The sequence below is a fragment of the Bacillus sp. FSL K6-0268 genome (genome assembly GCF_038005425.1).
GTDB classification, from domain to species: domain Bacteria; phylum Bacillota; class Bacilli; order Bacillales; family Bacillaceae_G; genus Bacillus_A; species Bacillus_A thuringiensis_S.
In genome coordinates, this window is sequence record NZ_JBBOTF010000001.1 from 2570887 (window position 1) to 2596848 (window position 25962).

Sequence of the window (25962 nt, forward strand, 5' to 3'; positions counted from 1 at the left end):
CCTTGAACCATTGGTACATAAGGGTTTTAAGAGATTTTAAATGTGTTACTTTTAGTAACACTTTCGCTATTTTCATCGTTTTTCAGTAACTCTGACTGCTTAAAAGTATTTTTTCGGTCTGCTAAAGTAACACCTTTGATGTAATACTTATTTCGGTTGCCACGTTCTCTCTTGAAACCTTGCGTTTCTAAAATTCGATAAAACGCCCTGTTTTTCAATTGATGCTCACCATTTCTGAAACACCAATTAGCGTAAACTTCGTACAATTCTTTTGCTTCAATCTGATAATCTTCTCTTTTGAAACAACATTCGAACATGAACGTACCAAGAATATCCATTTCCTCTTTATAATCACCTGTTGCTTTCCTAACAATCGCTGGATCGCTTAATCCTGACTGCTGCCACTTCAGACAACCTTCAATCGCCCAGTTCAGAATACCCGGCATTTCCAAGCTAAGTTTCTCTGGCAATTTCTTATCACGTTTTTCTTTAGGTAGCTGTAGATTGAATGGAATCAAACGAATACGTCTCCAAATCCCTTCATCCACACCTTTTATAACCGGCTTATGATTTGTAGTGAAGAAAACTTTAAATTCAGGTATGAACTCGAAAAACTCTTGTCTTAAGAACCTTGCTAATACAGGCTCACCACCTGTTATTTGCTTGACAAAGGTCTCTGAGAGTTGCTCCCCATCTTCACTTTCGATGGCGGATACAAACCGGGCCCCAGCCAACCTAGCAATATCATTATTCGCTCCTGTTTCTTTCTTCTTGATAAAAGTATCGGACTTCGCTTGTCTTCCATAATCACCCATAAGGTCCTTAATGATATTGATAAAAGTTGATTTTCCGTTGGAACCTCCACCGATTAAGAAGACCATGATTTGCTCTGTAATTTCTCCAGTAAGAGAATAACCAATTAGTCGTTGCATATAATCCGTCAACTCTTGATTTCCTTGGAAAATTTGTTCTAAAAACTTCTGCCACTCTGGGCATTTTGCTTGCTCATCAAATGTAACATTGGTGATTTTTGATAGATATACCTCCCGATTATGTGGACGAAGCTGACCCGTCTGTAAGTCTACCATTCCATTTGCAACATTGAATAAATATTTATGGCTATCAAAATCTTCACGCGCTCCTGGGACCAATGGCATAAGATCTTTGATACTATTCATTCTTACATTTCTACGCTCACACATACGTGCCCATTTTATTTCTGATTCATCTTCTGATTTAGAAAGACTACGGAGAACTTTTGCTGTAATTCTTTCAATTTCTTTCTTCGTATCCACTCTCCATCGTTTTCCACCCCATATATACCAACCGATATCATGAACAAATTTAATTACATGGCCGTATTCGTAAGCAATACGTTCCGCATTTCCAAGTTCCGTTAGTTTAAATTTCCTTTTTGGTTTGTCTTCCACAACTTCAGCTACATCTTCACTTATAAAATCAAATGAAAATTCATCGAATGGTTGCTTATAATCTAGAATTGTGGAAGAAGTAGATGAAATAGCCGTTGCTATCGTTCTTTCCCCATATGTTTCGTTTGTATCTCTGAAATGGATAACGTCCCATTTATCACGTATTAAGCTCGTCTCACGAAACATGGAATCCATTCGTGTTGCTGATTTCCCTGTCCAAAATGCTAAATGGTTACATAGAGAAAGGTCACTTGCCGAATGATCTTTATTAATTAGGCTTCCATTGTATAATGAGCGAATTTCATCGCCATTTTTACTACGGAACATTTTCTCCCATAAAGCATCATTTGAAATTTTGATTTCATCTTTTTCAAATTCTGCTAAATTCACGCGACCTTGTATGTCACTATCATCGAAATACTGTTCAAACACTTCTGCTAATTCATCCGTACGATCATACACATTATTAGAATTTTCTCGATTTCCAGTGAATGTGAAGAATCGTCCGTATGAGTAAATTTCTAAACCATGCTTGGTATTCTTCCTACCAGTACCTAAAACAGATTGTGGAAGGTTCCCTTTGATAATGATGTGGATACCTTTTCCTGATGGTGAAAACTCTGTATAACTGTCTACTGTATCGATAATTTCTGTTGCAAAAGTATTTGTTTTTCCGGCCACAACACACTTATCAATGTCTATTCCTATATAGTTATCCTGCCTGCTGAACACGAACCCTATTCCGTCATAATCGCCTTCTAAATAAAACTTGACCGCTGTTGCAAATGTCGACCATGTACGCCTATTATTTGCTTGCGCCATTTCGCCGTTGGCTTGATACGGTATCTTCGTCGGTTTTCCATTTCTCTCTTCTTTGCGCCAAAGCACCCACTGCGGTAAGTTTTTCAGCTCTGTTGGTATCTCATTAAAATTGTATGGATTCTTTTTCATTACAACCTCCGGTTAGCCTTTTAAGATATAAAAAAGAGAAGTCGGTACAAACCAACCTCTCTATGTAGTTATTTAAAACGGTAACATATCATCACCGACTGTTACTGCTGGACCACTTATTATCGGATTTACGTCTGACACATCATAATATTTTGCCTTGGCTACCGTACGTTTTTGTTTTTGACCATCCACAATCTTATCGTACTCTTCATGTTTTACTGTGATTTGTAGATTCTTATTGAGAAGTTGTTTCCCCATATCTTCAGCAGATACGAAAGCATGATGATTTCCAAAACCACATGCTTTTAATAAAGAATTGACGATTCTAACCGAAACCTCATGTTCGAACGTAAACATGTTATACAGCACTTTTGCTCCTTGATGATGTTGTGTTACATCACTTCGAATTTCAAAATCTATTGATAATTTCTCTTTACCAGCTTGTGTTTTGCCAGCTTCCGCATTTACAATTACCGCTTCATATTTACCTTCAGCAACTAATTCAAAACCTGTATTTACGTTTGTTTCATCAAATTTAAAGAAACTCATTATTTATTTCCCCCTGTTTATTAGTTTGCGGATGACATGATTAATTCTTCTTGTATACAGCCTTTCCGCACATCAAGATGGTTCTTAGCAAAAACACTTTGATTACCTTCTAAAACAAATCCTCTTGTACCATCTGTCTTTTTAACCAATTGACCAACCACATGAACAATTCCCATAATATGATTGACGATTTTATCCCGAATATCTGGAATGAATTGTGTATATTGCTGCCCATCATCATGAATGATATTTCTTGTTGTTTCCCAAGCTGTAAAAATAACATTTGCATCTAATGAGTTAAACGTTTCTACTACCTTTAGAAGATGGTTATCTAGTAAAGCGTAATCCTTTAATTCCGGCATACCACTTTTCGTATTTTCACCTTTTTTAAGTAACCATAACTTTTGGTAATGCGTTAAATTATCAACAAAGATGTTATCGTATTTAGCGATATTTGCTTTTGCTAATGCATAAAATTGTAGGATGCTATCATGTGGATTTTCACCATCAATTTTAGCTACATCTACATTTTCATATCCTTCTAAAACTTGGCTTGTCCCATCAATATCCAAGACTAATGTTTTGCCTGGTAACAATCCAGCAACCGTTGTTTTACCGTTACCTGGCTTTGAATAGATAATGATTTTTGCTTTTTTACTTTTAGTAATGGCAGCACCGTTTGTGATTTCCAATTGATTCACTCCTTCGCCATGCTTTTCAAAACAAAAATAGAAGCTTCCAAATCAAAAATTTTACTTTCTGTGTTCCAAATACTTTGTTCCACAATCGGTTTCTTTTCTATTAACCTTTCTAACTCTCTTTTGTGTTCACTTAACCTTCGTTGTTCCACACTTAATGACTTTTCTAGTTCTTCAATTCCACCATTCAAAACGGCAGCACCTCTTTTTGTTTACTCATTTCATATACTTCTATCAACATCTGCAATCCATATTCATAGGCAATCACCATACAAATGGATTCCGAATCATCACAAAGTTTGTATCGATCAATTAGACGCCTTAAAATGGATATCTCACTTTCAATCTTTTGTTGTAAGTTCATTTCATTCACCTGCTATCTTTTGGGTAGAATGTACAACAACGTATTCCTTAACGCATTCTGTTGAATTGTGTATACAATCACCTTCAAAATCCAAGTACTCTTCACCGCAGTAGATTTCCTTATTGCAACTCGCACAATGCCCCATAACATTCGTTATCGCTGAATCATTTGGATTTCCTATAATCATTGGATTTTCAATTATGATCGTTCACTCCTTTACATGCATTCATTTCATGCTATAATGACGTTGAAAATTGATTTTATCTGGATCACCTGTTGGCGCAGGTGATTTTTCTTTTTATCCAACTCGAAAACATACAACGTTTTGTTGCTCAATTAGGTATTCTGTTACATTTTCTTTCAGTACAAGATCCTGTCCAAACATAAAATACTTATCATCTTGCTGAATTTCACAGCCATAGAAATCTTCGATTGGATGATCCGGTTCTTTAATCGATTCCTCTTCAGCAATGTCTTCCACAAATATTGCATCGATACTACTAATCCCAATATGTAATGGAATCTTTCCAACAGCACCTTCCCATTCAATTGTTGATAAAAAACCAAAGCTATTTTTAAATGTTTTAAATTGTTCTCCTGTAAAACTTGCTGTTTTGCCTGATTTAAAAATTAGTGTTACTTCCTTCAATAAACTCACTTCCAATCTATTATTCTGATATAATCCTTCACAGGAGATGTTACGTTTGCTAACTTATAAAGAATGGTTATTAAAATTTAATAGTCTTGATACTTTCTACGACCAGTACTTAGATTCGCAAGACCATCTTGATAAGGCACATTTCTTTCTTTTAATCTTTGAGATGCTTCTTTCGCTACTGCCGCCAACAGTTCTGAACGTTGTATCTCGTCTACGTTGCATGCACTCATACTATTTATCACTGTATATTCAACAGCTTCTTCAAAAGCTTGCTCTACATGTGTAAATACATCGTTTCCATCTTTCAATTCATCTCACTATTAGCATTATTAATAAATCCTGTTTTTGTTCAACTGATATAGACATCCATGTTTTCACTTTGATTGTCATTTCTTTTCCTCCTACTGAACTTCCACCATATTTATTTGTGAGTTTACAAACGTGATTTCTTCACTTAATACAATTGGTAGTGTATATTCTTCAACAATTTTTGATGCTAACTCCAAATGACCACGTTTAATTGCTTTATGACTTGTCACTCCAAATTGTCTATATAACTGTCGGTAAATGTCTTTATAAACTTTCGATCTCAATCCACGATTTTGATAGGCATTAGAATTTTTACCACCCATTAATACAACGCCATAACGTTTTACTGCATTAGAAATTTCATCACACTCAACAGCGAATAGTGGTACATTCTCCCGCAAGTCTTCCACATCTGATTTGATGTGCTGGATTTCTTGTTTTTGTCCTTCTAACACAACAAATGTTAGTTTTAAAATACTCATTGGATCTGTAGGAATTTGTTTCTGTTCTCTCATGTTGAAATACCCGTCCACAAACTGATCGTATAATTCCCATGCTGTATCATCTTCAAGGATTTTTAATAGCTTGGCGTATCCTCGTTCGGATAGAAGGTAGATGCTATTTGCCTTTGCAATTTGCATATTTGAAAAACCAATATTTAATAATTGTGGTTCGTTAAAAGCACCACTTTTTAAATCGATAATATCAACGCCTTTTTTAAATCGAGTGCAATTTTCATTAATACGACGATTGATTTGTTTTAATGGTTGCCCATGAATTTCAGCAATTTCTTTCACTAACATCGCTTTCTTACCTTCACCAAAACCACCCTCAATTCCAGTGAATTCACATCCTGCAATATTTCGTTTCCCTAAAATATGTAATTCGTTTGCTACTGTTAATTTATCCATGTTATTTCCCTCCGTTTATGCATTTGGAATTACTTTTATTTTATTTGTATAACGATGTAATAAATGTAATTTATTACTTAACTTTTTAAAGATTAACCAATTATCAGAATTTAAATTATATGACTCAATATGAATCCTTTCTTTTTTGGTTGGCTGTTTACCATTTTTCATTAACATATTATCTCCCTATAATTCATCAAAATACTTTTCAAGAAATTCTTTCATTTCTTTTGCTTTAAATAACCATCGATTATTTTTTTGTTTCGCAAATACTTGAACACGTGGATCGGCAACTACATATTCCATTAACCAGTCGTAACTTCTACTTGTTTCATATTGAAGTCTTTTCATATCCCACCAAGTACCGACTCCCATATCTACTAATCGTTCATTGACTTGACGAACAACTTCTTTTTGCAAGTAGTTATCATCTATGATGATTTGTACTGTCGCTGTCATTAGGACACCTTCTCACTTTCTAAAATCCCTTTAATTTTTTCTTTCACTTTTTTTCCTTCACGCTTTCCTAGAAGAATATCTGATAAGTATGGACCTGATATATTTAGCATTTTCGCTAGTTCTCCTTGCTTCATATCATTAACGAAAAGCCAAACTTTCACTCTTTTTCCAAATGTTTTATCCATAAAGAAAACTCCTTTTAAAATTTATAAGCTAAATTTTTAGCTTTTTATTGACTTTTACTAACTTATTGAATAAAATAAGGTCATAGCTAAATAAATCTAAACTTGTAGCACTTAAACGTTGTGGAACTTGATTTCCCTTCTTTTCTTTGTAGTGTTGCAACGGCTAAATAAGTAGCTCATGTACAAAGTATATTATTCAATTAGTTAGTTGTCAACGTTTTTATCTAACTCATTGAATAAAACGACTTTGTGCTAGTTGGAAGGGTTGATTTAATGGAAATCACAGAAATCATAAAGCAACTTTGTCAAAAGAGAGGTATAACTGTATCTAAATTAGAAGAAGAGCTAGGATTTGGGCAAAACACCCTTTATCAATGGAAAAGAAGAACTCCTTCTGTTGAACGTGTACAAAAGGTTGCTGACTACTTCGACGTTTCAATAGACTATTTAATAGGTAGAACCAAAAAACAATATTGGGAGCTTACCGAACAAGATGAAAAAGACATCCAAAAGAAATTAGAAGAACTAATAGAAGATATGAGTAGCGCTGACGCTCTTGCATTCTCTAAAGAGTCTGAACCAATGTCAGAGGAAACGAGACAATTATTAATTATATCGTTAGAAAATTCTCTTAGATTAGGAAAACAAATGGCTAAGAAAAAATTTACACCTAAAAAATATAGAAACGAAGAGTGATTGGAGTGGATCTGGTTGGTTTCAAAACAACAAATCAATTTAAAAATAGACGAACTACTTAGACGATACAACACCAGAGATCCGTTTATTATCGCTGAAGCAAAGGGTATAGTCATTATCACAGAAGCCTTAGGGGATATTTATGGATACTACCACAAAGTATCTCGTATCCCTTTTATACATATTAACGAACGACTTTCATATCAAAACCAAATCTTTACTTGTTTTCACGAATTGGGCCATGCTATATTTCATCCAGATGAAAATACTCCTAAATTATCCAAGGTGTCTCTTTGTTCTGAAATCCGTATAGAAGCTGAAGCAAACTATTTTGCAACAAGATTTCTTATCGATGGAAGTCATCATGATTACTACATACAAACAAAGAAAGAATTATTACAGTTTTATGGAATACCTAAACAAATGGATAGATTCATTTAAAATCCACAATATATTTTCAAGCAAAAACAAAAAAACATTCATATAAAATATAGAATGGAGTGATTGAAAGTGGCTAGTTTTAGAAAACGTAATGATAAATGGGAATATCGGATTCGATATAAAGACATGGGGAAATACAAAGAAACTTCCAAAGGTGGGTTCAAAACAAAGAAAGAGGCACAATTAGCGGCAGCTAAAGTCGAAGCGCAACTTGCGAAAGGTACGAATGTAAGTAACAAACAGCTCACATTTAATGATTATATGTATGATTGGCTTGAAACGTATAAAAAAGACATCGTCTCGCCTCGAACATATAAAGCATACGAAAAGAACATAAGGCTGTATATATTACCGACATTCGGCAGCATCAAACTCCAAGATTTGACTAGAGTCCATTATCAAAAATTCATCAATACCTTATTACAAAAGTTTAGTAAAAAAACTGTCGAATTAATCCATATTACTATGCATAACGCGGTGGAAACTGCAATAACTGAGCTAGAGATTTTAAGCAAAAATCCAACAACTAAAGTACGAATGAAAGAAAAACAAATAACAAACAAATCTGAGAATATAAAATGCTATGACATAGATGAATTGGAATCAGTTTTAAATTATATTCTAAATAAAAGAGGCAGTATTAAATATTACTCACTATTTACTATCTTATCTCGAACAGGCTTACGAATAGGTGAATGTTTAGCATTACAATGGAGCGATATAAACTTTGAAAAAAAGAATCTTCATATCAACAAAACCTTGCTTTCAATCAAAAGAAATGAGAGTATTAAATTTGGGCCTCCTAAAAATAAAAGTAGCATCCGAATCATTAGTTTAGACGATTCTACATTAACCCTTTTACAAAAAATGAGAATGGCACAAACAAAGAACATTTTAAGAAGCGGAAAATACTATAAGGATTATGATTTTGTATTTACCAATGAAGACGCCTCTTGCATACTACAATCAGCAGCGTTATCTTTTTTTAAACAAATATGTAAAGATAGTGGATTCAAATACATCACATTACATGGATTTAGACACACACACGCTGTACATTTGCTGCAGAGTGGGGCAAATATTAAATATGTTTCTGAACGTTTAGGACACTCTTCCATTAATATGACCGCAGATGTTTATTTACATGTAACCAGATCCATGGAAGAAACAGCTGTAAACCAATACAATGAATTTTTAAATGCACGTGGGCAAATTGTGGGCGAAATATTTTAAACGCTCCTAAACCCCTTTAAAATACAACATTTTAGCATGTTTTTTAAATAATGCAGCATTATCCATAGATTGATGCGTACGTTTTAATCGATCCGTACGCGGTACTGCACCAGCTAAAGCAACAACGGGATCACTCTCCGCATTCGCAGTAACAAGACCTGTCGCTAAATTTGATGTCCCTGGTCCTGAAGTTACAAGACATACGCCCGGTTTCCCTGTTAATCTACCAATAGCAGCTGCCATAAATGCTGCATTTTGTTCATGACGACAAACGATTAACTCTGGTCCTCTTTCTTGCAATACATCAAATACAGAGTCAATCTTTGCTCCTGGAATACCGAAAACATGTGTAACGCCTTGTTTAATTAAACAATCAACAACAAGATCTGCTCCTTTTGTTTTTGTCTTCACGTCGTTTGCTTTTACACCTGTACTCAAACTAATCATCCCTTTATTTCATAATGTGTGTAATAAAGATTTTAATTTCACCTAGTTAATTAAGCTGGTGAAGTATCTTTATCATTATATTACAAATGCATTATTTTTCCAACAATATGAATTTGAAATTATTTTGACAAGTTTTAAAGAATGCGCTTACAACCTTTTGTTTATCTTAAAATAACATTTTTATATCTCTTCTAAAAATACGCAAAAATATTTTCACCCATTTATAATATTAACAATCTTATAGTACCTTGCAAAGAACAATAGTAAGTGATATATTTGTAAATAATGGAATAACCATTATTTGGAATGTTATTCGCAATTAGTATATCTCCTTTCAAAAAGTAGATATAGATTGTGTGTGCTGTTTAGAAAAAAGATAGGATTTTCAGCCATAATTCATCATTTTATAAAGGAAAGTGATCGTTATGAACAAAAGTGAATTTTTAGAACAACTTAGTTCTTCCCTACGGAATATGCCTAATTCAGAAAAGGAGGATATTATCTCGGAGTACGAAACTCATTTTATTAGTGGTAAACAAGATGGAATATCTGAAGAGGAAATTTCTAAAAAGCTAGGAAATCCTAAAACTATCGCTAAAGAACTTAATATTTCATATGTAATAAGTAAAGCTGACAAGAAACGCAGCCTAAAAAATATTATGACAGCACTGTTTTCTGTTATGAGCTTAAGTGTTTTAAACTTTATATTTATCATTATCGCCTTTTTCGTATTACTCTTTCTATTACCGCTTCTTCTAGCACTTATAATTGCTACACCATTATTAATTATTTCACCTATCTTATTAATAGGATTAGGATTCTTTAAAGGGTTTCATCAAATCAGTTATTCCGATGTTTATAATGTATTTATAGCTTTTTGCATCGGCTTACTAATATCCGTCATATCTTATCAATTAATAAAACATATATACTCACTTTTAGTTAAGTATTTAAAATGGAATTTAGCTATTTTACAAAGATACTAATGAATATAAAAGGAGATTAATATGAAAAAGTATATTTTATATCCACTCATGTTACTTACAATGTTATTTCTATCAGCTTGTTCAAACAGTGTACAACCTAAGGAAGAAAACGATGTCCAATCTATTAAAGATGTTGCTATTAAAGTTCCAGAAAATATATTTAGTTCCTCAAAGAAAAATGAAAATATTAGTGAAGACGAAATGAAACAAAATATAAAAAGTTATTTAAATTATAGCGGAGAGTTAGACGAAAATATCGTTCCACTTTCATCCACTACATCCGATGAAAATATCACTGAATCTGACCGAGAAAAATTACAAAAACTAATAGAATTAGCGAAACAAAATGATACAAACTTCCATAATTTTATTAGTAACAATACAATCCCTGATGATTACAAAAAGCCTTCAAAAGAAATATATGAATTTATTTCATCATCTACAGCACTTTCAGTAGAACTAGATCAAGAATTAGACAAACTCGCTCAAGATCGTAACTTATTCAAAACTGATTTCTCTTTTACAAAGCGCTTTGAGAAAGCTAATGGTAGGAAGCAAAAAGAAATTGAAAAGTTTTTGAAGGAAAAGAACATTAAAACTGAGTATTTCAGTAAGTGATAATACATGTTAGATCATACATTCCTCTTTAAAATATTCACCAACATATAGGGATTTTAAAGAGGCTTTATTATGTGTAAGGATGCACTTCATCCGTTTCCCATAAAAAAAGGCCTCCTTAAAGGAGGCCAAAGCAAAAACAACAAACGCAAAATAACAACAAATAATGGACGATAAAATCACTATATTGACAAAGTATAGGATTTTTATCAATTGGAGTAACTCAACCCTAAATTACTCTTTTAACAATGCAATACTAATAACTTATTACAGCAATTTTTTACCGTGTCTTAAAATAATTGACTGTCTTTCAAGTAATTTTCTTTATATTGATTGTTATTAATTAGTATATACTTGAATACGACTATACACCCTAATAAAAGGCAATATATTAAGCTGCTAGTCCTCGCGAGTTTATTTTGCCTTTAATGTAACTATACTATATTCTTCCATTTATATCACCGAACATTCCTCTCGCATTCACGCATTTTTTCTTGCGTGAATACCGCGTTATATCGGCACATCTGCTAACACCCACTCTAACTTTCCTTTATATTCCATACCAACTTTAATAAGCGGACTAGGCTCAATAAATAATCGGATACCATTCGTTTCTTCATTCCAAGCTACTTCAGTCGGTTCGTTATTCCTTGAAATAGACGCAGCCACTTCTACAGCCGTTTCACCTAACGTATATTGTTGACTGCCCTTTACATACCTCATAGCATTAATTAGCGGTTCTTTTACACCTCAACCGCTAGTACATTGAGATTAGAAAATAATAAAGAAATATTAATAATTGCTATTATCATAACAATTATCACCTTTTTTCCAATTCGCATCTTGTATCGCCCTCTTTTCCCATTCATAACGCAGTGCACATTTTAAAAATCATATAATAATATTGTTATATTACATACCCTTCTCTTTCACACCCATATATTATACACACTTTCCAAAATCACGTAATTTTCAAACCTGTTAATTTACGACCTTGCGAATCTATAAATTGGCCATTCTGACTAATATTCTCTTTCTTTCAAATACTTTATAAAAAAATACAAAACACTATTTCTTAACAGTGTTTTGTATCATGCTATCATTCTCTTAATAGTACTTACATCATCAATATATATCGTTTACTATTCTTGTTCGCCATCTTTTTTCTTAGAGCGTCTTCCTAGCAAGAATACTAAAACTAGTAGTGCTACAAGTAATAAAATTCCACCGATAATATAGTACAGAGTATAATCCTTTTTGGCCTCTACAGCTGTATCATTTAACTTCTGTGCTTCTTTTCCTTCAATCGTAAATTTTTTGGTCCACTCCCATTTCTGGTCACCGTCCGTTGCTTTCATTTCTAGACGGTATGTTCCTGGCTCTAAAGCTTTATTGTCCCAACTAATTGCATAATCGAAGTTAGAATTTGGTGCCATTCTTAAATTTTCTTTTTTCGTTTCATGTAGTATATCTTTACCTTTTTCAGTGTATACCTTTGCATCTACGCTTAAATTCTTTAACATTGCTGGTTTTATATTTTGTAAATTCGCTGTCACTACATTACGCGCATTCACTTGACCTGGTTTTACTTCATTTAATTTCATATCTGGTTTTACTTCTGCATCCGTTTCTCTTAATACAACACCGATAGCATATGCATACTTATTTTTGATTTGCACACCTTCTGATTTTTTCTTATCTTCTTCATCTTCTTTTTCTTTAAAGTATAAACCACCTAAAATCACACCATCATATGATTCTGTAGGCATTTCAATATTCACATTTACTACTACTGTACTTTTCGCTGGAATTTTTGTCTCCTTTTGTACTTTAGCAATTTTTGAAAATGGTGTCTTTAATGTAGTATCAAACTCTGGATTCACTACACTGTAATCAGTGATTCCATTATTATTTGTAATTGCGGTATTCGCATTTGTCTCTACTTCTACTTCTTTATCTGTATCATTTTTCATTTGTACTTGCAGCGTTTGTTTTTGTCCTGGTTCCATCTTCAAATCAAAATATGTTTGGTTTTTATCCACTTGATTTTCTGGAATGACCGCGGTTACCGCAAATTTCATTTCAGCTGCTTCTACTTTCACATTAAAAACAGTTATACAAATCGCTACAGCCAATAAAAAACTCATAATTTTCTTTACATATTTCATACTATATTCCTCACATATTCCATAGTTTAATATACAAACGAAAGAGATAAAGACTGAAAAACAGCTTTATCTCTTTCGTTATCTCTCTTAAATGCTTCTATTACATTGGTGCGTCTTTTAATTCCCAAGTTAGAGAAGTTGTGTACTGAGCTTGTTCTTTTTTCGTTTTACCCGGTACACTTAACTCAACGCTCTTCTCGCCATCTTTTACTGATTCACCGAACGAATTCGTCCATGTTCCCATACCTTCTTCTTCTTGGGCTGTCGCAACATCAAAAGCTTGACCTGGAGTTAAAGCGATATTTTGTGCAGCTGTTGGTGCCTTACTACCAGCTGCGGAATTTAACGTACCGTTCTTCAGCGTTAAAGTAGCTCCCGTTAACTCTTTAGCATCTGCAGTTGTAAATTGATCGTTTTGTTTTACTGTTAATTTCCACCCTGCATTTGTACCACGATTATCTGTTACTTGTACAAAGTTTGGAACTTCACTTTCAGCACCTGTTTTTTTATTTTTCACATTATCTAATTTTGCATAGTACACCTCGTTATTACCAGATGCTTTTTGTTTGTCAAAATTAAAGTTAGATACATAGTCTATACTTAACGGGCCGTTGGTTCCTGGCTCATGTGTATCATCTGGATTTTCTGGATCTACAATTGGCTCTACTACTTCATCCGGATTAATTGGATTAATTGGATCTACCGTATCTGTATTTTTTTCAAACTGAATAAAAGCTTTTGAATTTAACGTTCCACCATCTTTTTCTGCGAAAGCTGATGTTCCTCCCGCTAATGTTGTTAATGCGAATGCTCCTACTACTGCTACTTTTGTAAATTTCATATTAGTTCTCCTTTTATGTTATTTTTCTTTTTCAATATTCAGAAATTATTTCGGTGTATCCTCTAAAGTCCAAGTTAATGTCGTTTTATACTTTGCATCTTTTACCTTTTCTGTTGTACCTGGTACAGATAAACTAACACTGTTTTTAGCTTGTTCAATATCTTGACCATATGCAGTTGTCCATGTTCCCATACCTTGACCTTGTTGTGCACTCGTTACATCTTGTGCTGATCCGTCTGGATTTAACGTTACAGGTTTTGCCGTTGGCGCGTATTTTTTATCTGTTGCAGAGTTTACAACTGAATTCATTAATTTAATCTCAGCACCATCCAACTTTTTACCGTCTGCAGTTGTAAATTGATCATCTTGTTTTACCGTCAGTTTCCACCCTACGTTTGTACCACGGTTATCTGTGATTTGTACATAATTTGGCACTTTTTTTGTTTGTCCTGATGCTGTTTTTACATTTTCTAACTCAGCATAGTAAACTTTATCATGACCAGAAATCGATTGTTTTCCGAAATGGAAATTAGATACATAATCAATACTTAACGGTCCATTGGTTCCTGGCTCATGTGTATCGTCTGGATTTTCTGGATCTTCAATCGGCTCAACTACTTCATCTGGGTTCGTTGGATCAACCGGTCCCGTAATACCTTCATTTTCTGTAAAGATTACATCCGTTACAGACTTCATTGAAGCTGCTTCTTCTGCAAATGCTTGTGTTCCCCCTGCAAGCGCTGCAAGTGATACCGCTCCTGCTAATGCTAATTTTGTTAATTTCATCATTTACCTCCACTAAATTAATTTATTTAATAGAAACTTTTGTTTCTATTTTCCTAGTTTGAAATAATGTTATACAGGCTGCTATCAATAAACCTACCCCTGCATACTGCAAAATAAGTGAGGTTTGTCCGCCTGTTTTTGGCAACACCTTATTAGTAATCCGGTCGTCTGATATATTGACGACTATTTTAGATCCATCTGGAATCAATGGATCCTCAATTTCTGACGGATTATAACTATTTGAAAAAGTAATTCCTGCTTTTGAATTCATACTATTTGCCAATACTTCTTCATAAAAGAGAAACACCGGTACTACTAGTATCATCAGTAATAGGACGTATTTCTTCACCATTACACTATCTCCTTTCTAAATTTAATATCTACATTCTAGCTTCTAGATATTTCACTTTAAATTGGAGCATTCGTTAACGTCCATTCAAGCTCACCTTTATAGCTCTTATTTACTTTTATATTTGGACCTGAAGTAACCCGTAAGCGAATCCCTTCGTCATCCTTCCAATCAAACGAAACATCTTCATTATTCGTTGAAGTATGAGTAGTAACTAAGTAAGACTGTTCATTTAATACGGTATCAATACCATTTGTACTATATACAATCGAATCAGGTAATATATCATTGTCCGTATTCATTAATGGGCTTGTTTGCTTTACATAAACTTGCCACTCAGTCTTATCTTTACGTTTATCAGAAACAATTAATTTTCCTTTCATACCGTTACGGTTAAAGACTTTCTCCCTTGATTGAACTTTTACATTACCAAACGAAATACTTTGTGGCACATCAATTAGCTCAAGATTCCCACCAATTACACTTACTTTAATCTTTCTTTCAACATCTTTAACTTTTAAAGTTACAGTGTAATCACCAATTTGATTTGTTAAACCACCTATATCTACAATTTGAACTTCCTTCGTAACATCAGCTCCGCCTGGAAGTTCCCACGCCTTCACTTCTGCTTCTTTCAATATAAACTGCTTTAACTGTTCCACATCTGTCGGCACATCATCTACAACAGATACAAAATCCCTCGCCTGTATGGCAGCTTCATTTCCAATCGTAACCTGATCATCTTTTATGAATACAGGAACAATCACTTTCGTTGCGTTTCCAGCCGCATCCGTTATTGTAACTTCAGCTTCAACATATCCTATTTTCGATACATCTGGTTTTTTCGTAACTTTGTAAGAAAGATTACTATCAGAAATACCTGCATTATCATTTACATTCGTTACATAATCTTTCGCATTATCCGATAAATCATCCCCAATTTTGATTACTTGAGTAACCGGACTAGCTGTCGGTGGCATTGTATCTTTCACGCTAACGAGATCAGATTTCTCACTTACGTTTCCTGCTGCATCTGTAGCTGTTGCATAATATTTAGTTCCAGGAACTAAAGGTCTTTTCTCTTCTGGTATTACAAATGTATATATTCCGTTAGCATCTGCTTTCACCGATCCAATTAGCACATCCTCACTATAAATATGTACGAATGAATTTGGTTCAGCTTTTCCTTGAAACTTTTCGGATATATCTTTAATTGGTTCCTCAAGAATAGGCTTTTCTGGAGCTGTTTCATCCTTAACAATTGTTTTTGACTCAGCAAATTTACCATTTAAATACGAGAAAGCTTTTACTGTATTTCCAGCCGTTAAATATTTCCCTTTAGGCAAAGTAAATGAATATTTCCCTTCACTATCAGCAACTACGTGATACTTTTCAGAAATATTTATATCAGAAGAATCAATTGTTGGACTTGGAATTGCATCGTCTCCTGATAAACGCACTAACGCACCTGGATTTGTAACACCCGTAATAATATGACTGTTTTCTTTATTCTGATTATCTGTTAATTCATCAATAGAAACTGCTACATTTGGAATATATTCAAATAGTACTCTTTTAAAGTTTTGCGTTCGGAAGTTTTCTCGGAAATCATTTTGTACTTTTTCAGTTAATGAATTCCCTACTGCTTCTCTAACGTCACTATAATTATATTTAACCTGCATTCCATACATCGGATTCCAGATGTAACTTGGTTTATCATCATCATCGATTGACACACCATTTTTCCAAGCTTTTACACGCTGTACATCTACATCTAATACTCCACTTACACCATACATATAAATTAGCCTACTTGATGCATGAGAATTATCTAATGCCAAATTTACTCTTTCAGCATTTGCGAATTGGAACTTTGCATTTGTACCAATATAAATAAGGTTTTTTGATCCAGTTCCATCGGAATGTACATCGAACGTTGATTTTTCACCAATTATAAAAGAGCTTCCATTCCCTGCATATACACTTGCTTGCGTAGAAGTTGATGTGTTTTCTGATTTCACAGTTAATTTCGCACTATCAGCAACTTTAAGATTTGCACTTGGTCCTAGATAAAGCGCATTGTAACCTAGATTACCTTTTGTATTAATGTTCAACTCTGCATTCTTTTTTACAGTAATCCCCGAATTTGTTCCTTCAACACGTATTCCGCCTCGATTGCTAGTTGAAGTTGTATTCACGTTAACTTTTGCACCGTCATGGATTATAAACTGCCCTTGCGTTACAATTACTGCCTGCGGATTTTCTCCGCCAGTATCAGATGCTGAAACATCAATAATGGCATCTTTCCCTACATCTACTGTTCCACCATTAAATAGCCCAAATACTGCTGATTTTTTAGTACTACCAGTATAATGAGTACCTTCAAGAAATTTCACATTTGTCGCTTCAACATTTTGCTGTGTATCTGTACCGATAGTTGGAATAGATTTTCCGTCTAATGACGTGTATTTTTCAACCGATTGAACATTCAGCTTACCAGCAAATATAACATCCGCATTATAAGAACACGTTAACTGCGGTCCTATATAACTCAAGTTTTCATATTTTATAAAAGCAGAGTTAGAATTCGGAGGTGCATCCATCCGAAACGGTCCATAATAGTTACTTCCAAGAATGTTTATATTTCGTATAGTAAGATTCATTTTATTCGCCACAGTAGCTGTGAAAACCCCACATAGCCCTCCAAAGTCAACAGTATGACCATTTCCTTCAATCACCAAATCTGATCTAACTGGAAAAGTGAGAAAACCATATGCAGGGTGATTTACAGTAAAGTCGTTTTTGATGTTAATCTTTGAAACACTCTTATCATTCAACGCTTCTCTAAATGTTTTATCATCATAAACATCTACTGTGCCATTTACTACAGCATGTTTAACTTCCTGATTCTCTAAGCGCTCTTCTACCTTTTCTATAGTCGCTTTTTCATTAGACGCTTTTTCTTCATTTTTCACTTCTTCAACATGTGTTTTTTCTGAATCAATTATTTTTTCTATTTCTGCTTGAGTTGTTTCTTTCTGTTTCACGACATTTTCTTTGCTTTCTTCAGAGCTTACTTCTTTTAGCCCAGTGCCTTCTTCATTATGGATTTCTACATTTTTTTCGCTTTTTTCTTCTTTATCACTTTGATGAATGATGTCAGACTTCTTCTCTTCAGAAATCCCTTTCACCATTGGATTTTCAGTAATATATACTATTGGATTTATTTTCGATTGAACTTCTTGATTCCCTTGCTTTAGCTTCGTCTCGAATTTATAAGTTCCAGGCCTTTTTCCTTTCACCGACAAACGTACTACATCTAAAGCTTTACTTTGTGAATTTTTCTCAATTTGAATTACCGCATTTTCTATTAAACGAATTCTTTCAGACGTGCCATTTCGTTCATTCAATAGTTTAGTCGCCTCTTCATCAAATTCCATACCTTCTGGCACTACAATCTCAACTTTGTCACCAGTTTTTTTCAATTCCATTATTCTTAATACTATTTCTTCATCTACCTGCGCTTTATTCTTTTCAGATTGTAACAATAATTTTATTTCTTGATTATCTTCAATTGCATAAGCTGTACTTGATAAAGCATCTAATGTACTTAATTGTGTAAAAATAATCGTACTTGCTAAACAAATACGCCCTATTTTTTTTCTTTTATTCAATATCTTCATTTTCCTCCTTTCTTTATTCACTAAAGTACTTAAAACACATATAATTAAATACTTCAATTTATCTTTTTTTAGTCTATATCCATTAAGTAAGACAACTAAGTTTTCAACTCTACATATAATGTTAACCATTTTCTTGAAATACATAAACGAAAAGTACGCACGGGGGAACGCATTTATTTTTGCGGGAAACCGTGTGAAAAACCAAAATTATCCATATAACATAAATAAAAAAGGCATAAACCAATATTATATTGAGCTTATGCCTAGCGAAATAAACCTTATTTTGTTTTATATAAATCTTTCTCTTTCATAAACAAGTTACACTTATACACATATAACCAATCCTAATTGCTTCATATTGTTAAAGTATAAATAATCCCTAGTTCTTGCGCCTTTTGTACTGCTTCCATCCTTGATGACACCTGTAACTTATGAAATATGTCAGTTAATTTATATTCTACCGACCTTTGACTTAAATTTAATATTTCGGCAAGCTCTCTATTTGTTTTCCCCTTACTTACTTCAACTAGGATTTTTTTCTCTTCTTCATTTAAAGATACTGCCCTTTCGGGTCCATCTTCTATGCTTATATTTGATATATTTTCTGTTATTCTCAATTGCCTAACTAATTGATAAGGTAAAACAACTTCTTTTTTCACTGCATGGTGTATTGCATTTATCACTTGCTCCTCAGAAGAAGTTTTACTCAATACACCAAGAATCCCATTATCTATTAGCAAATTATAATGTGCAAATACATCAAATCCTGTAAAAATAAGGATCGATGCCTCTGAATGTATCTTTAATATTTTCTTAGATAACTCTAAACCGTTTATATTCGGCATTTGTAAATCAATTAAGTAAACATCATATTTTTGATTCTTAATTATTTTTTCTACTTCTATACTATTATGAACTACATCTACATTCATCTCATCGTATTTTTCAATTAACGCCTTCGTCCCTAATCCTACTGCAACATGATCATCTACTACAAGTATTGAAATCATATTCTCATCCTTTCAATATCATTACACACAAAATCACCCTATCATCTGATGACTCATCAAAAGCTAATTATCTTTAAATTTAATAAGTATTTGCAAACCAAGATTAGGTTTTGATTCAACAGACATCTCTCCATTCAAACTTTGTATCCTAGTAACAATCCCAGACAAACCTAATGTGTTATAAGAATAGTTTACTTCATCTAACTTAATACCGATCCCATTATCTACATAAGTTAAATATAGATAATCATCTTTTTGAAATAATCTTATCGTTACATTTGTCGCTTTTGAATGTTTCATCGCGTTACTTAATAGCTCCTGTACAATTCGATAAATCGCTTGTTCATGTTCAATACTAGGCACAACAATTCTTTCAGGAATATCATAATAGAAGAAAAAGGTCGCTTTTAAATTAATCTGCTTAAATAAATTCAGTAGTGCTTGTTTTAAACCTACTTCATATAAAAATGGCGGCCTCAAATTATTACACGTTTCACGAATTGTATAAATATGATCTAATAGCTCTTCATGTATTTCATTAAGTATATCTTTCATTTCCTCATCTTTAACAAGTTCATTATAACTCTCAAATTTTCTAGTTAAACGTATTTGATCTTGCAAAACTCCATCATGTATATCACTTGCAAGATTTGTTCGTTCTTTTTCCGATAGTTTGAACATAAGTCTCGCCAACCACATGGGTGGGTGCTCTAAACTTTTTATTTCCTGTAATTGCTTTAATAAATCTTCAATTTGATTAGAACACTCTAATAACAAATCTGCATAATTACATAATGTTTCAATCCAAACTACTTCATCTACATTTAAATTTTCTTTTCCATTATAATTACACAATAAAATAAGCATTTTATCTGCTGAAGCAGATAAAACAAATCCAAAGTGTTTTTCTAACTGTACGATGGAACCAACCTTGTACGTATCTAGTTGATGATTAAATAACGTTTCTATCGTCCGGTGAGGAACATATTCACTATCCAAAACAAGGACAGACTTCTCAATTTTATTTATTTCTACGCAGCACGTCTCTTCAAGTTTTAAAATATCCGCTATTTCTCTTCGCATACTATAAATTAAATTTGATAGTTTATATTCATTTTTTGCTTGATGTAAAAACCGATGCAAACTGAATTGATAATTTTTTTGATGATGATATAAACTTTTTCTCAACTTAAAATCTATATAATCCTTAATATATAAAAAACAAATACAGATAATAATAGCAATAATTCTAAATTTTATCCACTCTAATAGACTTGCCTCACTCTCTTCAAAAATTACCATAGTTAATACTGCCAAAAATATGTTAATCCCTACAGATAAAATAATATAATGCGGTAGTCGCTGAATAATAAATCTAAAATTAAACAACTTCCCTGCAATTACTAAATAAAACAAGCACACTGGGATAAATAAAAAGAAAATCCCCGTTGTTTCACTGCTTATAAACTCTTCTCCATAATATAAATTTGGAATTAAATATAAACAAACAAATGGGGTTGCCGACACAAAAAAACTAATAATAATAATTTTTAAATATTTAATGTAACTACTATTTTTACTTTTAAAATAAAATCTTACTAAAAGGTATACTGTACAACAAAATAATATCAAACTTAAAATGATCGTAAACAAATTAGCCCATTCATTATGTTCTATATATACGAAAATACTCACTATAATAAGGAATATCGATATTGCATTTAAAACTTTTGATTGCTTTGGTATCAAAAACTTTATTTGATTATTCAAAAAATACAACATCATGAACCGAATAAAGAAAGTAAATGAACATACTAATGAAATTGAAGCCACAATAAAAGAGAATATATCATCTCTTTCAACAGCCATAATACTAATAAAGTTCACACCAAGAGAAATTAAAAAATATACTAGATTAGTGGTACTACGATTCATTTCAGGAACAAACATTAAAAGATAGAATGCCATCAAAAAACATACTACATAAAACCCAACTGGAATGAACAAATGATAAAATAATTGCTTACTATAAGGTGTATATTTTATCTCATACTCTTTTATTTCCCCATTCCTATTTAATGTGATTTTTTTCGCTTGTTCAATTGAATGATACGATCCAACTGTAAAATGTTTAGATGGTGACTCGTCATCAATTTTTTCTATAATATCTCCTATTTGGAAATCTCTTTTTCCTGCCCAACTATATTTTGATAAGTCATATATAACATATTGGTTAGAATCTTTTTTTACAGATATACCCATCTCAGGATATTCTTTTATTAAACTAGCGAAATAAACACTAACTATAAGTGAAAATAATAGAATCAACAACTGCCACTTAGATTTCCACATTCTTGCTATCATTGCATAAATCCTTTTGCAAACGCAACCATATACATTGCCCCCCCTAGGTATTATCCAAGGAAATTTTTTTGTTTTTCATTCCTCAATAAATATAGAATTATTTACCTTATACTTTCACATTGAAAATAAATCCGCATTTTTTCAAAGGTAAATAAAATATATATTGCCCTCCCTAGGTATTCTTAAAATTTTTTTGTTTTTCATTCCTCAATAAATATAGAATTATTTATCTTACACCTAAAACATTAAAAATGGCTCTATATTTTTCAAAAGCACATAGATTAAACACACTTCTAAAAAATCAGAATCCCATAAAAATATATACTCACCATCGTTAGATTAGGAAAAAATTATAACACAAATTTTTGAGAATTATAAGCTACTTTCCCACTATATATACTATATTAATATAATATTACTTTAGTACTATCTGGCTGACGTGTTAAATAAAATTCATTATTCTTTTTATAAATCTCAATACCTTTTGTAAGTATCTTTACGTTATTTATAAAAATAGTTGAATCATTTACCCAAATATTTTCAACCAATTGCGATCCTTGATAAAAGAAATCATTTTCTATCATCATATGAAGTACATGTTTCGCTAATATTTCCGTTTTAAAACTATGTAAATCTATAAGGGTCTCCATCTATTCTAACCTCTTCCATTTATCTCTATTAATTTTCTCCGCAGCACATACATTATATGTAAAAATTACAATTGTTTCACCGAAATACTAATGCGCCTCTACGAAATAGATAGGAGATGGCTGAAAGAGAATTCCCTCAATATGCTCTATATTCATATAAATTTCAAATAATAAACAGTGAGTGGCGATGAAAAAACACTGATTATTAGCTGAATCAATCGAGCGTTTATAGACACCGCAATACAAATGCGTGTAAACGAAAATATAAAATCGCACCTTTTATATACGTAAAAGATGCGATTCTCTGTGTCATAAACAATAAAAAGACGCCCCTTTAGGAGCGTCTTCCACTATTACGCTTGTTGTTGCGCGCTATATAATTCTTCAAGTGGCTTCATGATAATTTTGTTAACGTCACCGATTACAACGTTTAGGCGTTGCTCAGTTTCCATTAATTTTGTAATTTTAGCATCTTGTTGAATGCGAGCTACAACTTCTTGTGCTTGTTGGTTGTCTTCTTCAGTGATTTCTTGGCCTTGCATCATTTTTTGTTGTAGGCTAAGTTGCATTGTACGGAACTCATCAAATAAGTTCTTTGAAGCCGCATCGGCTTGAACTGCTGCGTAGCTCTCTTTTAAAGTTTTGAAGTCTTCGTTTTCAGCGATTGCTTTTTGTAATTCATATGCAACATCATGAATGTTCTTTGTCATTTTATTTTTCCTCCTTAGAAGGCTAGCGCTTTTCATACGCACTGCCTTTTCAGTGCATTTACATACGCACCTCTTCTTACCATATCAAACTATGCAAGAGATGTGAAGAAATTTCACTTTTATTTCTATGTACTCACCTTATTATCTAAGAAACAATAGTAACAATCCTTGTACGAGTCCGATTATTCCACCTAATAATGCTCCTAAATACGTAATCATTTTCAATTCATTTTTCGTAATAGACAGAACTAAGTCTTCTAATCTTTCTGTTGAGAATGTAGACACTTCTTGCTGGACAATTTCCGCAAGATGTAGATTGTTTAGTATACTCTCTACGTTTTCTGTTCCCCACTTCAAGCCTTTCGTTACTGTGCTTGGAACCACTTTTTCAATAATTGTTTCTCGAACTGGCTCACATACTTGCTGAACAGATTGATTTAAAAACTTACTCACTGTTTCCTCTACTTTAACTGCTGACAACACGGAGCTTACAATCATTTCTTTCTCTACAAACGATTCTAATTCTTTTACATCTCTTCCTTTTAACTTTTCCCACTCTTTTTGCAGTACGTCAGTTAAAAGCTGCTTTGTACCATCTTGCCCTAAAAACTTAATAACTTCTGGCTGCACACGATCCACTACACTTACATTTCCTAAAAACATTCCGACTAAGTTAAGTAGCGTTCCGCGAGAAGCAAAGAAATCATCAATCATTTTTGAAAGACGGCCTTTCCCTTCTTCACTTTCAAAAAAGCTAATTCCTCGCTCTAAAATAAACGCCGAGACATTCGGAATCGCATTCTCTACTTTTTCATTTACAGAATGAGGTAAAGCCTGTTCCCATGTATATGTATAATACTCAGCTAAAAATGCCTGTATTTTTTCTGTAATCACATGTTCAATTTTTTGAGTCACTTCTTCTTCTACATGCGCTACATTCCATTTTTCTAACATATGTCGCAGTGATTGTTCATTCTTAATTACTTTATCCACTTCCACTTGCGCCCAGTGGATTAAACCTTTTTGAAACTCTTCATTTGTTAGCTTTTTTCCGATTCCTTCCGGTGTTAACAAATGTTCTACGACCATTTTCCCTAATTGAACAGCAAGTTCATCACGACGTTTCGGAATTAATCCTGGTGTAAATGGAACTTGAAACTTTCCGATATAAATAGGGCGATGAGGACGAAATAACATTTTTATCGCTAAATGATTCGTGTATCCCCCAATAATTGCTCCGAGTCCTGTCGTCGTTAACATATTTAACCATATATTCATTACAATCAACCTTTCACTTCTCCAAAACTATAGCATATCATCATACGGACAAAAGTATAATGGTATAAAAACGTATTTGCAATATATAGCTTCGCCTATTATGCAAATAGTAGTAAAGGAGTGATTTCGTTGGTTCTCGGTCTTTTAGCTTCTAAACTTCATTATGAGCAAACATATTACACCGAAATCGCTAAACGCGCTCGGCTTTATCATAATGTCGTTGCCCAGTTTACGCCATTTTGTATTGATCCTAAAACAGACCTTGTTTCTGGTCTTATTTACGATACAGATACAGGAAAATGGAAAGAGCAAACATTCCCTATTCCTTCTTATATATATGATCGTTATTCTTTTCACGAGGAAACAGACTTTGAAAAAGCAAAATCAATTATTCACTCTTTGCACAATCGTCCTTCCACTACCTTTTTAAATAACACACTTATTAACTTAAGTGAACTACATGATTTATTTCTCACTAATAAGAAACTGTCTCCTTATATACCAAAATTTGAAATAGCAACGATACAAAACATTTTCAAACTGTTGTTAAAAACTAAAGATATTATTATACGCCCCACTAATATACATTCTAAGGATAACTTATATCGAATTGCTTACAAAAATAAAATGTTTCATATCGATACAGTAAATGAAAAATACCATACTTCTATTACAATCAAACGGACAGACGAATTTATATCTTGGTGTAAATCTAACATACGTTCATCCCGTTACATAGCGCACACTATGCTACAACCACCAAATCAATTAACATATCCACTCCACATTCGAACCATTTTGCAAAAAAACAAAGAACAAACTTGGAATGTTATCGGTCAATTTATACAAAAAAGCTCATTTCCTAATCAGCTTTTACCCTCAACAACGGACGATGATTCATTACATTCATTTTCAAAAATTAAATACGTACTATCTAGTACGGGTGTGCAACTATTGCAAGATGCTTTACACGACATTGTAAATGAAGTATTCCAAACACTAGATCAGTCTTATTCTTCGTTATTTGAACTAGAACTTTCCACCATTATGGATCAAAAAGGCGCAATTTGGCTTATGTATGTCAACACGATTCCCCCTTACGAACAATACATTCGTCATAGTGATTCATTAGCTGAAAAGATATTTCACGGACCACTTAAATTCAGTCGCTTTACACCATAATGAAAG

Annotated in this window: 28 protein-coding genes and 1 pseudogene; 6 read left to right on the forward strand and 23 right to left on the reverse strand. The window is 33.0% G+C overall.

Annotated features, from left to right (window positions below):
- Positions 1–26: 26 nt before the first annotated feature.
- The 11 genes from MHI28_RS13235 to MHI28_RS13290 all read right to left on the reverse strand — a co-directional run bounded on the left by MHI28_RS13235 (position 27) and on the right by MHI28_RS13290 (position 6514).
- Positions 27–2381 carry a phage/plasmid primase, P4 family gene (locus tag MHI28_RS13235; RefSeq protein WP_340828044.1) on the reverse strand — a complete coding sequence of 785 codons (2355 nt, stop codon included), beginning with the start codon at positions 2379–2381 and terminating at the stop codon, positions 27–29.
- Positions 2382–2453: 72 nt separating this feature from the next.
- Positions 2454–2930 carry a DUF669 domain-containing protein gene (locus tag MHI28_RS13240; RefSeq protein ID WP_340828008.1) on the reverse strand — a complete coding sequence of 159 codons (477 nt, stop codon included), beginning with the start codon at positions 2928–2930 and terminating at the stop codon, positions 2454–2456.
- 20 nt (positions 2931–2950) lie between these two features.
- Entirely contained in the window at positions 2951–3622 is a 672-nt protein-coding gene (locus MHI28_RS13245; protein ID WP_340828045.1) for an AAA family ATPase, read from the reverse strand.
- A gap of 5 nt (positions 3623–3627) precedes the next feature.
- Positions 3628–3819, reverse strand: a complete 192-nt coding sequence (locus MHI28_RS13250) for a hypothetical protein (protein WP_340828046.1) — start codon at positions 3817–3819, stop codon at positions 3628–3630.
- Positions 3816–3992, reverse strand: a complete 177-nt coding sequence (locus MHI28_RS13255) for a hypothetical protein (RefSeq protein WP_167332609.1) — start codon at positions 3990–3992, stop codon at positions 3816–3818. The genes MHI28_RS13250 and MHI28_RS13255 overlap by 4 nt, the downstream gene beginning before the upstream one ends.
- 298 nt (positions 3993–4290) lie before the next feature.
- Positions 4291–4641: a YqaI family protein gene (locus tag MHI28_RS13265; RefSeq protein WP_340828047.1), complete on the reverse strand. Its 351-nt coding sequence runs from the start codon at positions 4639–4641 to the stop codon at positions 4291–4293.
- 86 nt (positions 4642–4727) lie between these two features.
- The gene (locus MHI28_RS13270; protein WP_340828048.1) at positions 4728–4958 is read right to left on the reverse strand and encodes a hypothetical protein; all 231 of its coding nucleotides are present in this window, start codon (positions 4956–4958) and stop codon (positions 4728–4730) included.
- A gap of 93 nt (positions 4959–5051) precedes the next feature.
- A complete protein-coding gene (locus MHI28_RS13275) occupies positions 5052–5870 on the reverse strand; it encodes an ORF6C domain-containing protein (protein WP_340828049.1) in 819 nt (272 codons plus the stop codon).
- A 15-nt stretch (positions 5871–5885) separates the two neighbouring features.
- Positions 5886–6041: a DUF6906 family protein gene (locus MHI28_RS13280; RefSeq protein WP_340828050.1), complete on the reverse strand. Its 156-nt coding sequence runs from the start codon at positions 6039–6041 to the stop codon at positions 5886–5888.
- A gap of 15 nt (positions 6042–6056) precedes the next feature.
- Positions 6057–6329: a DUF771 domain-containing protein gene (locus MHI28_RS13285; RefSeq protein WP_340828051.1), complete on the reverse strand. Its 273-nt coding sequence runs from the start codon at positions 6327–6329 to the stop codon at positions 6057–6059.
- Positions 6329–6514 carry a transcriptional regulator gene (locus MHI28_RS13290; protein WP_078187635.1) on the reverse strand — a complete coding sequence of 62 codons (186 nt, stop codon included), beginning with the start codon at positions 6512–6514 and terminating at the stop codon, positions 6329–6331. The genes MHI28_RS13285 and MHI28_RS13290 overlap by 1 nt, the downstream gene beginning before the upstream one ends.
- Before the next feature lie 273 nt (positions 6515–6787).
- Here MHI28_RS13290 and MHI28_RS13295 point away from each other — a divergent pair, with 273 nt between their 5' ends.
- The 3 genes from MHI28_RS13295 (at position 6788) to MHI28_RS13305 (ending at position 8884) form a co-directional block, all read left to right on the forward strand.
- Positions 6788–7210, forward strand: coding sequence for a helix-turn-helix domain-containing protein (locus tag MHI28_RS13295; protein ID WP_340828052.1), 423 nt, complete (start codon positions 6788–6790; stop codon positions 7208–7210).
- A gap of 15 nt (positions 7211–7225) precedes the next feature.
- Positions 7226–7651, forward strand: coding sequence for an ImmA/IrrE family metallo-endopeptidase (locus tag MHI28_RS13300; RefSeq protein ID WP_340828053.1), 426 nt, complete (start codon positions 7226–7228; stop codon positions 7649–7651).
- Positions 7652–7720: 69 nt separating this feature from the next.
- Positions 7721–8884 carry a site-specific integrase gene (locus tag MHI28_RS13305; RefSeq protein ID WP_340828054.1) on the forward strand — a complete coding sequence of 388 codons (1164 nt, stop codon included), beginning with the start codon at positions 7721–7723 and terminating at the stop codon, positions 8882–8884.
- 30 nt (positions 8885–8914) lie between these two features.
- Here MHI28_RS13305 and MHI28_RS13310 read toward each other — a convergent pair.
- Positions 8915–9331, reverse strand: a pseudogene (locus MHI28_RS13310) (thiamine pyrophosphate-binding protein); the annotation flags it as partial.
- A 425-nt stretch (positions 9332–9756) separates the two neighbouring features.
- On the opposite strand from MHI28_RS13310, the gene MHI28_RS13315 reads away from it, so the two are divergent.
- Entirely contained in the window at positions 9757–10317 is a 561-nt protein-coding gene (locus MHI28_RS13315; RefSeq protein ID WP_001042971.1) for an HAAS signaling domain-containing protein, read from the forward strand.
- 21 nt (positions 10318–10338) lie between these two features.
- On the forward strand, positions 10339–10935 hold the full coding sequence (locus tag MHI28_RS13320) for an NDxxF motif lipoprotein (RefSeq protein ID WP_000760030.1): 597 nt from the start codon (positions 10339–10341) through the stop codon (positions 10933–10935).
- A 510-nt stretch (positions 10936–11445) separates the two neighbouring features.
- Here MHI28_RS13320 and MHI28_RS13325 read toward each other — a convergent pair.
- From MHI28_RS13325 to MHI28_RS13375, 11 genes are all read right to left on the reverse strand, one after another.
- Positions 11446–11658 carry a hypothetical protein gene (locus tag MHI28_RS13325; RefSeq protein WP_001271090.1) on the reverse strand — a complete coding sequence of 71 codons (213 nt, stop codon included), beginning with the start codon at positions 11656–11658 and terminating at the stop codon, positions 11446–11448.
- A 419-nt stretch (positions 11659–12077) separates the two neighbouring features.
- The gene (locus MHI28_RS13330) at positions 12078–13103 is read right to left on the reverse strand and encodes a DUF916 and DUF3324 domain-containing protein (protein ID WP_000878340.1); all 1026 of its coding nucleotides are present in this window, start codon (positions 13101–13103) and stop codon (positions 12078–12080) included.
- A gap of 100 nt (positions 13104–13203) precedes the next feature.
- Positions 13204–13944 (reverse strand): WxL domain-containing protein, encoded by a 741-nt coding sequence (locus MHI28_RS13335; protein ID WP_000673256.1) that lies wholly within the window; start codon positions 13942–13944, stop codon positions 13204–13206.
- 45 nt (positions 13945–13989) lie between these two features.
- Positions 13990–14730 (reverse strand): WxL domain-containing protein, encoded by a 741-nt coding sequence (locus MHI28_RS13340; protein WP_000778940.1) that lies wholly within the window; start codon positions 14728–14730, stop codon positions 13990–13992.
- A gap of 22 nt (positions 14731–14752) precedes the next feature.
- Positions 14753–15082, reverse strand: coding sequence for an LPXTG cell wall anchor domain-containing protein (locus MHI28_RS13345; protein ID WP_000239723.1), 330 nt, complete (start codon positions 15080–15082; stop codon positions 14753–14755).
- Between the two features lie 56 nt (positions 15083–15138).
- Entirely contained in the window at positions 15139–18762 is a 3624-nt protein-coding gene (locus tag MHI28_RS13350) for a pectate lyase-like adhesive domain-containing protein (protein ID WP_002162920.1), read from the reverse strand.
- Positions 18763–19115: 353 nt separating this feature from the next.
- On the reverse strand, positions 19116–19772 hold the full coding sequence (locus MHI28_RS13355; protein ID WP_000623551.1) for a response regulator transcription factor: 657 nt from the start codon (positions 19770–19772) through the stop codon (positions 19116–19118).
- Positions 19773–19835: 63 nt separating this feature from the next.
- Positions 19836–22136, reverse strand: coding sequence for an ATP-binding protein (locus tag MHI28_RS13360; protein WP_000561710.1), 2301 nt, complete (start codon positions 22134–22136; stop codon positions 19836–19838).
- 404 nt (positions 22137–22540) lie between these two features.
- The gene (locus MHI28_RS13365) at positions 22541–22786 is read right to left on the reverse strand and encodes a hypothetical protein (RefSeq protein WP_000449033.1); all 246 of its coding nucleotides are present in this window, start codon (positions 22784–22786) and stop codon (positions 22541–22543) included.
- A gap of 353 nt (positions 22787–23139) precedes the next feature.
- Positions 23140–23496 (reverse strand): YlbF/YmcA family competence regulator, encoded by a 357-nt coding sequence (locus MHI28_RS13370; protein WP_000164612.1) that lies wholly within the window; start codon positions 23494–23496, stop codon positions 23140–23142.
- A 141-nt stretch (positions 23497–23637) separates the two neighbouring features.
- A complete protein-coding gene (locus MHI28_RS13375; RefSeq protein ID WP_003281617.1) occupies positions 23638–24774 on the reverse strand; it encodes a DUF445 domain-containing protein in 1137 nt (378 codons plus the stop codon).
- A gap of 129 nt (positions 24775–24903) precedes the next feature.
- On the opposite strand from MHI28_RS13375, the gene MHI28_RS13380 reads away from it, so the two are divergent.
- Positions 24904–25956 carry a YheC/YheD family endospore coat-associated protein gene (locus tag MHI28_RS13380; RefSeq protein ID WP_340828055.1) on the forward strand — a complete coding sequence of 351 codons (1053 nt, stop codon included), beginning with the start codon at positions 24904–24906 and terminating at the stop codon, positions 25954–25956.
- The last annotated feature ends 6 nt before the right edge of the window (positions 25957–25962 follow it).